13 protein-coding genes and 1 pseudogene are annotated in these 11,978 nt (G+C 68.8%); 6 read left to right on the forward strand and 8 right to left on the reverse strand.

The genetic code is table 11. The annotated features are described in order from the left end of the window. Positions 1-71: 71 nt before the first annotated feature. Positions 72-491, reverse strand: coding sequence for a GlcG/HbpS family heme-binding protein (locus AC4OXY_RS25820; RefSeq protein ID WP_356032443.1), 420 nt, complete (start codon positions 489-491; stop codon positions 72-74). A 128-nt stretch (positions 492-619) separates the two neighbouring features. Further along, positions 620-1,828 (reverse strand): MFS transporter, encoded by a 1,209-nt coding sequence (locus tag AC4OXY_RS25825; RefSeq protein WP_376287909.1) that lies wholly within the window; start codon positions 1,826-1,828, stop codon positions 620-622. Between the two features lie 142 nt (positions 1,829-1,970). Between AC4OXY_RS25825 and AC4OXY_RS25830 the strand changes: the two genes are divergently transcribed. Next, positions 1,971-2,429, forward strand: a complete 459-nt coding sequence (locus AC4OXY_RS25830; protein ID WP_071380569.1) for a MarR family winged helix-turn-helix transcriptional regulator — start codon at positions 1,971-1,973, stop codon at positions 2,427-2,429. 9 nt (positions 2,430-2,438) lie between these two features. After that, positions 2,439-2,891 carry a GNAT family N-acetyltransferase gene (locus AC4OXY_RS25835; protein WP_376287911.1) on the forward strand — a complete coding sequence of 151 codons (453 nt, stop codon included), beginning with the start codon at positions 2,439-2,441 and terminating at the stop codon, positions 2,889-2,891. 67 nt (positions 2,892-2,958) lie between these two features. Here AC4OXY_RS25835 and AC4OXY_RS25840 read toward each other — a convergent pair whose 3' ends face one another. Continuing rightward, on the reverse strand, positions 2,959-4,344 hold the full coding sequence (locus AC4OXY_RS25840; protein WP_356032451.1) for a serine hydrolase domain-containing protein: 1,386 nt from the start codon (positions 4,342-4,344) through the stop codon (positions 2,959-2,961). Positions 4,345-4,383: 39 nt separating this feature from the next. Here AC4OXY_RS25840 and AC4OXY_RS25845 point away from each other — a divergent pair. Next, positions 4,384-4,960, forward strand: a pseudogene (locus AC4OXY_RS25845) (dienelactone hydrolase family protein). Positions 4,961-4,978: 18 nt separating this feature from the next. On the opposite strand, the gene dnaB reads toward AC4OXY_RS25845, so the two are convergent. Next, the gene (gene dnaB / locus AC4OXY_RS25850; RefSeq protein ID WP_356032454.1) at positions 4,979-6,457 is read right to left on the reverse strand and encodes a replicative DNA helicase; all 1,479 of its coding nucleotides are present in this window, start codon (positions 6,455-6,457) and stop codon (positions 4,979-4,981) included. 481 nt (positions 6,458-6,938) lie between these two features. Here dnaB and AC4OXY_RS25855 point away from each other — a divergent pair, with 481 nt between their 5' ends. After that, positions 6,939-8,276 carry an MATE family efflux transporter gene (locus tag AC4OXY_RS25855; protein WP_491991134.1) on the forward strand — a complete coding sequence of 446 codons (1,338 nt, stop codon included), beginning with the start codon at positions 6,939-6,941 and terminating at the stop codon, positions 8,274-8,276. A 143-nt stretch (positions 8,277-8,419) separates the two neighbouring features. On the opposite strand, the gene rplI is transcribed toward AC4OXY_RS25855, so the two are convergent. From rplI to rpsF, 4 genes are all read right to left on the reverse strand, one after another. Next, positions 8,420-8,866: a 50S ribosomal protein L9 gene (gene rplI / locus AC4OXY_RS25860; protein ID WP_071380565.1), complete on the reverse strand. Its 447-nt coding sequence runs from the start codon at positions 8,864-8,866 to the stop codon at positions 8,420-8,422. A gap of 18 nt (positions 8,867-8,884) precedes the next feature. After that, the gene (gene rpsR, locus AC4OXY_RS25865) at positions 8,885-9,121 is read right to left on the reverse strand and encodes a 30S ribosomal protein S18 (RefSeq protein ID WP_003949403.1); all 237 of its coding nucleotides are present in this window, start codon (positions 9,119-9,121) and stop codon (positions 8,885-8,887) included. 41 nt (positions 9,122-9,162) lie between these two features. Then, positions 9,163-9,759, reverse strand: coding sequence for a single-stranded DNA-binding protein (locus AC4OXY_RS25870; protein WP_491991135.1), 597 nt, complete (start codon positions 9,757-9,759; stop codon positions 9,163-9,165). 78 nt (positions 9,760-9,837) lie between these two features. Continuing rightward, positions 9,838-10,128 (reverse strand): 30S ribosomal protein S6, encoded by a 291-nt coding sequence (rpsF, locus tag AC4OXY_RS25875; RefSeq protein ID WP_005482942.1) that lies wholly within the window; start codon positions 10,126-10,128, stop codon positions 9,838-9,840. 271 nt (positions 10,129-10,399) lie between these two features. On the opposite strand from rpsF, the gene AC4OXY_RS25880 reads away from it, so the two are divergent. Together AC4OXY_RS25880 and femX are read left to right on the forward strand one after the other, a co-directional pair. Beyond that, positions 10,400-10,717, forward strand: a complete 318-nt coding sequence (locus tag AC4OXY_RS25880; RefSeq protein WP_491991136.1) for a hypothetical protein — start codon at positions 10,400-10,402, stop codon at positions 10,715-10,717. A gap of 123 nt (positions 10,718-10,840) precedes the next feature. Next, a complete protein-coding gene (gene femX, locus AC4OXY_RS25885; RefSeq protein ID WP_356032464.1) occupies positions 10,841-11,962 on the forward strand; it encodes a peptidoglycan bridge formation glycyltransferase FemX in 1,122 nt (373 codons plus the stop codon). The last annotated feature ends 16 nt before the right edge of the window (positions 11,963-11,978 follow it).

An 11,978-nucleotide genomic window follows, 5' to 3' on the forward strand; every position in this document is an offset into this window, starting at 1 on the left:
CGGACGCCGGCCCCGCCGATGATGCGGCGGGGCCGGCGTCCGTCCGTCGGGGGGATGCGTGCGGGCCGTGATCAGGCGAGCGTCCGCGCAGCCTCCGTGGCGAAGCCGTGGTCCTGCTCCGGGGCACCGCCGCCGACACCGATGGCACCGATCAGCCGGCCGCCCCGGTGCACGGGTACACCGCCCGCGATGAACAGCAGGGGCCGGTCGAGGGCGGTGGGCAGGGTGTGGAAGAGGCCGCCCGGCTGGACGGCGTCGACCAGGTCCGCGGTGGGCGCGTTCAGCTGAAGCGCGGTGTAGGCCTTGCGAGTGCTGGTCTCGCCGGAGATCAGCACCGCCCGGTCGTCCCGGCGGAAGGCGAGCAGGTGCCCGCCCGCGTCCAGGACAGTCACGCTGACGGTGACTCCGGCCGCCTCGGCCGCACGACGGGCCGTGGCAACCAGCAGCTCGGCGTCCTCGATGGACAGCGGGGCGACGGAGGTGGTGCTCATGGGGTGTTCTCCTTGGGTGGTGCAGAGACCTCGGGACGTGCTGAGGTCCTGGATGTGGCTGGGGTTCTTGGTGGTCATGGGTCCGCCCGCCGGTGAGGCCCGGCGGGCGGGGCCGCTGTCCGGAGTGCTCAGTGATGGACGGGCGTCTGCTGCCCGACTGGCGTTCCGGTGGCGATCACGGTGCTCCGCGGTCCGCCGCGGCGCTCCAGGGCCGACGAGAGGACGGCGAGGACCAGGGCGGCCGCGGCGAGGGTGGCACCGACCCAGTTCGGGGCCGTGTAGCCGAAGCCGGCCGCGATCACGATGCCGCCGAGCCAGGCGGACAGGGCGTTGCCGAGGTTGAAGGCGCCGATGTTCACGGCCGACGCGAGGGTCGGGGCGCCATGGGCCTGGTCGAGGACACGCTTCTGGAGCGGCGGGACGGTCGCGAAGCCGAGGGCTCCGATCAGGGCGATGGTCACGGCCGCCGCGATCTTGTGGTGCGCGGTGAGCGTGAAGAGCGCCAGGACGACAGCCAGGGCGCCGAGGGAGACGTACAGCATCGGCATCAGGGCGCGGTCGGCGAACTTGCCGCCGATGAGGTTGCCCCCGACCATGCCGAGGCCGAACAGGACCAGCAGCCAGGTGACCGAGCCGTCGGCGAAGCCCGCGATGTGGGTCATCACCGGCGCGATGTAGGTGATGGCCGCGAAGACACCGCCGAAACCGAGGACCGTCATCGCCATGGCGAGGAGGACCTGGGCGTTCTTGAAGGCGGCCAGTTCGTGCCTCAGGTGCACACCCTCCGGCTTCGGCAGCTCGGGCACCAGCTTCGCGATGCCCGCGAGGCCGACGACACCGAGAGCGGCGACGACGCCGAAGGTGACGCGCCAGCCGACGTGCTGGCCGATGAGGGTGCCCAGCGGGACGCCGACGACATTGGCGACGGTCAGGCCGGTGAACATCATGGCGATGGCCCCGGCCTTCTTGTGGGGCGCCACCAGCTCGGCCGCGACGACGGAGCCGATGCCGAAGAAGGCACCGTGGGCGAGCGAGGCGATCACTCGTCCGATCACCATGACGGCGAAGACGGGGGCCACCGCGGAGACCAGGTTCCCGACGATGAAGAGGCCCATCAGCAACATCAGCATCCGCTTGCGCGGGACCTTGGTGCCGAGCACGGTCATCAGCGGAGCGCCGATGACCACGCCCAGCGCGTAGCCGGTCACGAGCAGGCCTGCCGTGGGGATGGAGACCCCGAAGTCGCCTGCGACCTCAGGCAGCAGTCCCATGATCACGAACTCGGTCGTTCCGATTCCGAAGGCCCCGATCGCGAGGGCCAGGAGCGCGAGAGGCATGAGGGGTGAACCTTCCCATACGATTGCAGGAGCGCTTTGCGTGCGTCCACAATAATTGCAGACGCTGGCTAATGGCAACCGCGCACTATTGCGAGGTTGCTCTATCCTTGAGGCAGCCGCTCCGGGACGGAGGAAAACGCCAATGACAGCGACGGACCCCGCGCTCACCGCCCTTGCCCAGGGCTGGTGCGCCCTCTCTGCCCTGCACGGCAGGATCGAGGCGCACATCGAGCGCGCCCTCCAGGCACAGCACGATCTGAGCGTGCGCGAGTACTCCCTGCTGGACGTGCTCAGCCGACAGCACGACGGCGAGGGCGGCCATCTCCAGATGAAGCAGGTCGCCGACGCGGTCGTCCTCAGTCAGAGCGCCACCACCCGTCTGGTGACCCGACTGGAGGACCGCGGGCTCCTGGAGCGCTACCTGTGCCCCACCGACCGGCGTGGCATCTACACCAACGTCACCGAGGCGGGCCTGCGTCTACTGGAGGAGGCGCGGCCCACCAACGACGCTGCCCTGCGCGAGGCCCTGGACGACGCCTCCAAGAACCCCGAGCTGACCCCGCTGGTCCGAGTCGTGGAGTCCCTGAACGTGCCCGCATAGGGTGCGAACATGGGAGATCTTGAGATACGCCACGCGACCGCCGACGACCTTCCGGCGATCGTCGCGATGCTCGCCGACGACCCGCTGGGTGGCCAGCGCGAATCACCGGACGACCTGACCCCGTATCTGGCCGCGCTGGAACGCCTCACGGCCGATCCGAACCAGCACCTGGTCGTCGCCGTCCGTGAGGACCGTGTGATCGGCACCCTCCAGCTCACGATCATCCCCGGGCTCTCCCACAAGGGGTCGACCCGCGCGCTCATCGAAGCCGTCCGCATCCACGCCGACGAGCGGGGCAGCGGGCTGGGCACGGTTTTGATCCAGTGGGCGATCGACACCTCCCGGCAGTTCGGGTGCGCGATGGTGCAACTCACGTCCGACAAGAGCCGCACCGACGCCCACCGCTTCTACGCGCGGCTGGGCTTCAGCGCCTCACACGAAGGCTTCAAGCTGAAGCTCTGACGGCAGAGGACGACCAGACGGGCCGGGGGTGTGTTTCACGTGAAACACACCCCCGGCCGTCCTTCACCTAGCCGATGCCCCGCCAGCCATCAGGGTCCACTCCGCCCGGCACCGGCGCCTCCGTGTCGTACGGCTGCCGCGTGAAGACGAACGATCCGAGGTCCAGGTGGCTGACGGATCCGTCCGGGCGTCGCACGGGCCGCAACAGCTCTCCGGCGAAGTAGCCCTCCAAGCCGGTCCAGGTGCCATCACCGTTGGACCGGAAGCGGGCTCGCCGCCCGTTGCCGGTCAGCGGCCCCAGGGCGAGCCGGCCGTCGGCGGTCACCCGCAGGCCGTAGGCGTAGGTCCCCCAGTACCACTGCCCCGCAAGGTCCAGGACCGCCGGATCGACTTCGCGCAACGGCCGCCAGGGCTCGGGGATCCGCGGTTCCGCCTCGGCAACGATACGGACGAGATCGGCGCCCACCGCTCCCAGCAGCGGCCCACTGGTGCAGTTCGCCAGCACCACCGCTGCCACATCGTCCTCCACGCCGATGGTGAGGTTCGCCAAGAAACCCGGGAGCGAGCCCGAGTGGCCGACGAGGAGCCGGCCGTCTCGGGACTGGAGCTGCATCCCGAGGCCGTAGGTGACCCCGTCCAGCACGTCCGACACCTCGGCGGGTGCCGCGGGGGTCCGCATCTCGCGGACCGACTCCGCACTCAGGACCCGATCGTCTCCTACGGCCAGAAACGCGGCGAACCGCGCGAGGTCCCCCGTGGTCGACCACAGCTGCCCGGCCGGCGCCATCCGGCCCAGGTCCTCCAGTGGTTCGGGCAGCAGCGCGTCCGCCCACGGATGCACCGCCCATCCGCCCGCGTGCGGGGACAGCGGCTGCGCGGACGTGCGGTGCAGGCCGAGCGGCTCAAGGATCTCGCCGCGCAGCGCCTCCTCCCACGGAGCGCCGCGCAACTCCTCCACCAGTGCACCGAGCAGGGTGTAGCCGGGGTTGGAGTAGTGGTGCCGGCGGCCCACAGGGTGCAGCAGCGGGCGCTCGCCCAGCACATCGCTCAGCTCGGGGCGCAGCGAGCCGGGGGTCCGCTCCCACCAAGGCGCGGGTGACTCGGCAGCCAACCCAGCGCTGTGCGCGAGCAGCTCGGCGATCGTCGCCTCGCCCACCCCGGTACCCGGCAGATGCTTCTCCAGCGGGTCACCGAGATCGAGCAGGCCCTCGTCGCGCAGTCGCATCACCAGGACTGCGGTGAAGGTCTTGGTGATGGACCCGATCCGGTACTGCACGGTCTCGTCCGGGGCATGTCCGTCCACCGAGGTCCGCGCCCCGTGCCACACGGTCCGCCCACCCCGTACGACGGCTGCGACCAGCGACGGCGCCCGCCCTTCCGCCTGCGCGACGGCGATCCGGTGCAGCAGAGCTCGCCGGGTGGCGGGGAGCAGGTCTTCCTGAGGTGTCGTCATGGGGCCAGTCCACCCGGTCCGGTGGCCGGCGTCGAATCCATTTCCCCGGTCACCACGCACACGGTCGCATACCCGGCCGACGGCCTCACGATGATCGGGCCCGAGGGGCCGCGCCTGAACGACTTCCAGCGCCGCCGGACCGACGCCCTCGCCGAACTGGGGTACGTGGCGCCGGCCTTCGACCTCCGCGGCGGGCGCTGGTCACCGATCCACAGAAGATGCTGGCGCGCGTAACTCCCTTGCTCGCCGACCCCGACCGGATCGCCGCTGTCGGCTACGGCACCGGGGGCGCAATCGTGCTGGAACTCGGACGCGACGGCGTCAACCTGCACGCGATCGGGACGGTCGACGCACTGACCACGGGCCGCCGAGAAGCAGGCCGCGGGCGTCGACTGGCGCCTCGTGGTCTACGGCGGACCCCGCCACGGTTTCCACCACCCGCACCACGCACAAGCGAGGCCGACACGACGTCGTCGACCTGCTCGCCGAGTGCCTGTCCCCTGACGGAGTGAGCCGGGCCACGATGCTGTGCACCGCAGGATCGAGGTCGGCGAACTGGGGCCGCGCGCTCACGACGCGCCCCCATCCGGAGACGGCCCGACCGCGGGTTGGTTGACCCCTGCGCACATCAGGGTCAGGTCTGGGCCATGTCCACGAAGCGGGAGTAGTGACCCTGGAAAGCGACCGTGATCGTGGCCGTCGGGCCGTTTCGGTGCTTGGCCACGATCAGGTCGGCCTCGCCCGCGCGCGGGGACTCCTTCTCGTAGGCATCCTCGCGGTGGAGCAGGATGACCATGTCGGCGTCCTGCTCGATGGAGCCGGACTCACGCAGGTCGGAGACCATCGGCTTCTTGTCGGTGCGCTGCTCGGGACCACGGTTCAGCTGTGACAGCGCGATGACCGGGATCTCCAGCTCCTTGGCGAGCAGCTTGAGGTTACGGGACATGTCCGAGACCTCCTGCTGACGGCTCTCGGCGCGCTTGGAGCCACCGGACTGCATCAGCTGGAGGTAGTCGATGACGACCAGTCTGATGTCGTTCCGCTGTTTGAGACGGCGGCACTTGGCGCGGATCTCCATCATCGACAGATTCGGCGAGTCGTCGATGAACAGCGGCGCGGCCGAGACATCCGGCATACGGCGGGCGAGCCGGGTCCAGTCCTCGTCGGTCATCGTGCCGGAGCGCATGTGGTGCAGCGCGACCCGGGCCTCGGCAGACAGCAGACGCATCGCGATCTCGTTGCGGCCCATTTCGAGGGAGAAGATGACGCTCGGCAGATTGTGCTTGATCGAGGCGGCCCGCGCGAAGTCGAGCGCGAGCGTCGACTTACCCATGGCGGGGCGCGCCGCGATGACGATCATCTGGCCCGGGTGCAGGCCGTTCGTCAGCGAGTCGAAGTCGGTGAACCCGGTCGGCACACCGGTCATCTCGCCGCTGCGCGAGCCGATCGCCTCGATCTCGTCGAGGGCACCCTCCATGATGTCGCCGAGCGGCAGGTAGTCCTCACTGGTGCGCTGCTCGGTGACGGCGTAGATCTCGGCCTGGGCGCGGTTGACGATCTCGTCGACGTCGTCGTCGGCGGCGTATCCCATCTGCGTGATACGGGTGCCGGCCTCGACCAGGCGACGCAGGACCGCGCGCTCGTGGACGATCTCCGCGTAGTACTCGGCGTTCGCCGCCGTCGGTACCGTCTGGACGAGCGTGTGCAGATACGACGCCCCGCCGACCTTGTTGATCTCGCCACGCTTGGTGAGCTCAGCGGCGATGGTGATCGGGTCGGCCGGCTCGCCCTTGGCATAGATGTCGAGGATCGCCTGGTAGATCGTCTCGTGCGCGGGCTTGTAGAAGTCATGGCCCTTGAGGATCTCGACGACGTCGGCGATGGCGTCCTTGGACAGCAGCATGCCGCCCAGCACCGACTGCTCGGCGTCCAGATCCTGCGGCGGCACCCGCTCGAAGGACGAACCGCCGCCGTCCCAGTCGCCGTTCTCCCGGCCCCGGTCGTGTTGCTCGCCACGACTCCGGCCTCCGTCGCCGCGTCGACGCGAGGCGGGCAGACGATCACTGGGTCCGCTGTCGGCCCATGGATCGTCCAAGGGCTCGGAAATGCTCACCGAGCCACCTCCTCCCGTCCGCAGGGCGGACCTCGCCGTGTCCTCTTTTGTACGGCACGACACTGACAAATGAGAGGCCCAACTCCGATTCTTACGCGTCGGGTTTGTGACGATTCCAGGACCGCGGGAAAGACGCTTCCCCAGCCAAGAGAAGGAGCGGGCGCCGGACCACGGTAGGCCCCTCGGCACCGTCAGCCAATCTGGTTATCCACAGGCCATGTGGACGACAGCCCCGATGCTGTGGAGAACTCCCGGAAACCTGTGCACGACCCGGTGGACAGCTCTGTGAAAAAGCCCTCTAGCCTCTCCGGCAGAGGGCCGTGACCTGCGCGTTTAGCATCCACTGGCTGTGCAGAAGAAAAACTTCCCCAGCCGGACCAAGATCGCTTCGAACACCGCACGAAAGGATACGCCTCACCACGACGAGTAAGGGGCACAACTTGGTTGCATCTCTTACCTGTGGACGATTAGATTGGCGCTCATGACACAGGCTCCCGCGATACCCCGGGCCACCCGCCGCCGGCACGACCGAGAGATCGTCGCTCTGGCAGTCCCGGCCTTCGGCGCACTCGTCGCCGAGCCTCTGTTCGTCATGGCGGACAGCGCGATCGTCGGCCACCTCGGCACCGCCCAGCTCGCCGGTCTCGGCGTCGCCTCCGCCCTCCTCACCACCGCCGTGAGCGTCTTCGTCTTCCTCGCCTATGCCACCACGGCCGCCGTGTCCCGGCGCGTCGGCTCCGGCGATCTGCCGGCGGCCATCCGACAGGGCATGGACGGCATCTGGCTGGCACTGCTGCTCGGCATCGGCGTCATCGCCGTCGTCCTTCCTCTGGCACCTGGCATCGTGGACCTCTTCGGCGCCTCCGCGACAGCGGCCCCGTACGCCACGACGTATCTGCGTATCTCCGCACTGGGCATCCCGGCCATGCTCACCGTCCTCGCCGCCACGGGTGTGCTCCGCGGACTCCAGGACACCAGAACTCCGCTCTACGTCGCCGTCGGCGGCTTCGTCGCCAACGGCGCCCTCAACGCGGGGCTCGTCTACGGCGCCGGGCTCGGCATCGCCGGTTCGGCCTGGGGAACCGTCATCGCCCAGTGCGGAATGGCAGCCGTCTACCTGACCGTCGTCGTACGCGGGGCCCGTCGGCACGGCGCCTCCCTCCGCCCGGACGCCGCCGGCATCCGGGCCTCGGCCCAGGCCGGCGTTCCCCTCCTGATCCGCACGCTCTCCCTGCGGGCGATCCTCATGATCGCCACGGCGGTCGCGGCACGTCTCGGCGACGCCGACATCGCCGCGCACCAGATCGTTCTGTCCCTGTGGAGCCTGCTCGCCTTCGCTCTCGACGCGATAGCGATCGCGGGGCAAGCGATCATCGGCCGCTATCTCGGCGCGGACGATGCCCAGGGCGCGCGAGAGGCCTGCCGTCGCATGGTGCAGTGGGGCATCGCGACCGGTGTCGTCCTCGGTGCTCTCGTGGTGGCCGCCCGTCCGCTCTTCCTCCCGCTGTTCACCGGCGACTCCGTGGTGAAGGACGCGGCACTGCCCGCCCTGTTGATGGTGGCGCTCTCGCAGCCGATCTGCGGGATCGTCTTCGTCCTGGACGGTGTCCTGATGGGTGCCGGCGACGGGCCGTATCTGGCCGGGGCCATGGTCGTCACCCTCACCGTATTCGCCCCGGTGGCTCTGCTGGTCCCGGTGTTCGGCGGCGGTCTCACCGCGCTGTGGACGGCGATGACGCTGATGATGACGATCCGCCTGCTGACCCTGTGGCTGCGCTCCCGTTCGGGTCGCTGGATCGTGACGGGCGCGACCCGCTGACCTAGGGCCGCCGATCTCGGAGCAGCCTCGGTTTCACGTGAAACACGGCCCGGTGACCATTCCGGACAACGGAAAGGGGCCGCACCCCCGCAAGGGTGCGGCCCCTCTCACCGGCTCGAACGAGCGCGGCGATGACTCGGCGATCAGGCCGAGACGACCTCGATGTTGACCTTGGCGGCAACCTCGGGGTGCAGACGCACGGACGTCTCGTGGGCGCCCAGGGTCTTGATCGGCGAGGTCAGCTCGATACGACGCTTGTCGACCTCGGGGCCACCGGACGCCTTGATCGCGGAAGCGATGTCGGCGGGGGTGACGGAACCGAAGAGACGACCGGAGTCGCCGGAGCGGACAGCCAGGCGGACCTTGACGCCCTCGAGCTGGCCCTTGACCTGGTTGGCCTGCTCGATGGTCTGGATCTCGTGGATCTTGCGGGCGCGGCGGATCTGCTCGACGTCCTTCTCGCCACCCTTGGTCCAGCGGATCGCAAAGTTCCGCGGGATCAGGTAGTTGCGAGCGTAACCGTCCTTGACGTCAACGACGTCGCCGGCAGCACCGAGGCCAGAGACCTCGTGGGTGAGGATGATCTTCATGTGTCGGTCACCCTTCCCTTAGCGCGCGGTGGACGTGTAGGGCAGCAGCGCCATCTCACGGCTGTTCTTCACGGCCGTGGCGACGTCACGCTGGTGCTGGGTGCAGTTGCCGGTCACGCGGCGGGCACGGATCTTGCCGCGGTCGGAAATGAACTTCCGCAGCATGTTCGTGTCCTTGTAGTCCACGTACGTGACCTTGTCCTTGCAGAAAGCGCAGACCTTCTTCTTCGGCTTGCGCACAGGCGGCTTCGCCATGGTGTTTCTCCTGTGTGATCAAGAAGTGTGGATACGAGCCCCTAGAAGGGGGGCTCGTCCGAGTAGCCGCCACCGCTGCCGGAGCCGGAGCCGGAGCCACCGCCCCAGCCGCCGCCACCCTGCTGGTTGCCACCAGCGGGAGCGCCGGACGCCCACGGGTCGTCGGCCGGAGCGCCGCCGCCCTGCTGACCGCCACCGGGGCCACCGCCCCAGCCGCCGCCCTGCTGGCCGCCACCGCCGCCGTAACCGCCCTGGCCACCGCGCCCGCCACCGCCGGAGGTCTTGGTGACCTTGGCCGTCGCGTTGCGCAAGCTGGGGCCGACTTCCTCGACGTCCAGCTCGTAGACCGTGCGCTTGACGCCGTCCCGGTCCTCGTAGGACCGCTGCTTCAGCCGGCCCTGCACGAGCACGCGCATGCCTCGCTGAAGCGACTCGGCGACGTTCTCCGCCGCCTGACGCCAGACCGAGCAGGTCAGGAAGAGGCTCTCGCCGTCCTTCCACTCGTTCGTCTGGCGGTCGAAGGTGCGGGGAGTGGACGCGACGCGGAACTTCGCGACCGCCGCACCGGACGGGGTGAAGCGCAGCTCGGGGTCGTCGACAAGATTGCCGATGACCGTGATGACGGTCTCGCCTGCCATGGGGGAACCTCTCGGCGGGTTTGCTGCTCTGGCTGCTTGCTTGCTACTCGGATCCCGAGATCAGCTGAGCGGGAGGGCTCAGTGGGTCTCGGGGCGGAGGACCTTGGTCCGGAGGACCGACTCGTTCAGGTTCATCTGGCGGTCGAGCTCCTTGACGACCGCAGGCTCGGCCTGAAGGTCGATGACCGAGTAGATGCCCTCGGGCTTCTTCTTGATCTCGTACGAGAGACGACGACGGCCCCAGGTGTCGACCTTCTCCACCTTGCCGTTGCCCTCACGGACGACGGAGAGGAAGTTCTCGATCAGGGGGGCGACAGCGCGCTCCTCCAGATCGGGGTCGAGGATGACCATCACCTCGTAGTGACGCATGTGGAACCCACCTCCTTTGGACTCAACGGCCACGGTCGTTCCGTGGCAGGAGGGTTGTGATGCGTACGCAACGGTATCCGCGACCACTGACAATCGGGGGCGCTGAGGCTCCCGCAGTCTTACCTGGGCAGGCAGTGGGCAGACACCGGTGCAGACGGTACAGACTACCCGCACACCCGCTTCCGGTTGAAATCCGGGCGTGGAGGCGGTCACTCTGTACACGTCGGGTGTGTACGGCGCTACTATGCGCCGCCTTCCGCAGGAGGTGCCCATGGCACAGGTAATGCATCCCAACGTCGCCGGTTCCCTCTTCGCCACGGACGGCAAGGCCCGTCCGCTCCAGGACACACTGGCGGCGACCACGCTCGTCCTGGGTCTGCTGTCCTTCATCACGTCCTTCTTCCACGGCCTCCATCTGCTGACGTCGTGGGCGGGTCTCGTGGGCCTGCTCGTCGGCATCTACGGACAGTGGATCTCCGTGACCACGCGTGAGCGCTTCGCCCTGATCCTGGGGCTCGGCGCCTCCGGGATCGGTTTCCTGATCGGCATGGCACACGGCGGTCTCTTCGGCGGACTCATCGGCAGCTGAGGCGGCCCGCCGGGATTAAGGGCAGTACGCCCAGTCGGGGCGCTCGCACGGCGCAGTAGGCTTCGGCGCGAGAGCCGGAGCCCCTGTACCCATGGGGACACACCAGCCCGAGGAGCGCCCCGAATGAGCCTGACCCTGAGGACCATCAGCCGCGAGCAGCATCTGGCCTACATCCAGAGCCTGCCGGCGGCGAGCCACATGCAGGTCCCGGCCTGGGCCGACGTCAAGGCGGAGTGGCGCTCGGAGAACCTCGGCTGGTTCGACGAGCGCACGGGCGAGATGGTCGGCGCGGGCCTGGTCCTCTACCGGCAGCTGCCCAAGATCAAGCGCTACCTGGCCTACCTGCCCGAGGGGCCGGTCATCAACTGGTTCGCGCCGAACCTGGACGACTGGATCCAGCCGATGCTGGCGCACCTGAAGCAGCAGGGCGCGTTCTCCGTGAAGATGGGCCCGCCGGTGATCATCCGTCGCTGGCACGCGGAGACCATCAAGAAGGGCATCCAGGACCAGGACGTCAAGCGGCTGCGCGACATGGAGGCCGACTTCATCGAGCCGCGCGCCTTCGAGGTGGCCGACAAGCTGCGCCGTATGGGCTGGCAGCAGGGCGAGGACGGCGGCGCCGGCTTCGGTGACGTCCAGCCCCGCTACGTCTTCCAGGTGCCGCTGGCGAATCGTTCCCTGGAAGAGGTCCACAAGAACTTCAACCAGCTGTGGCGCCGCAACATCAAGAAGGCCGAGAAGGCCGGTGTCGAGGTGGTCCAGGGCGGCTACCAGGACCTGGCCGAGTGGCAGCGGCTGTACGAGATCACGGCCGTGCGCGACCACTTCCGGCCGCGCCCGCTGTCGTACTTCCAGCGCATGTGGTCGGCCCTCAACACCGAGGACCCGAACCGGATGCGGCTGTACTTCGCCCGGCACAACGGCGTGAACCTCTCCGCCGCGACGATGCTGATCGTCGGCGGCCACGTCTGGTACTCCTACGGCGCCTCCGACAACATCGGCCGTGAGGTCCGGCCCTCGAACGCGATGCAGTGGACGATGATGCGCGACGCCTACGCACTCGGTGCCACCGTCTACGACCTGCGCGGCATCTCGGACTCGCTGGACGAGACGGACCACCTGTTCGGCCTGATCCAGTTCAAGGTCGGCACGGGCGGGCAGGCCGCCGAGTACCTCGGCGAGTGGGACTTCCCGCTGAACAAGCTGCTCCACAAGGCGCTCGACATCTACATGTCGCGCCGTTGAGCCGCGGCCGTCTGAT

The sequence above is a fragment of the Streptomyces sp. HUAS MG56 genome (assembly GCF_058673395.1).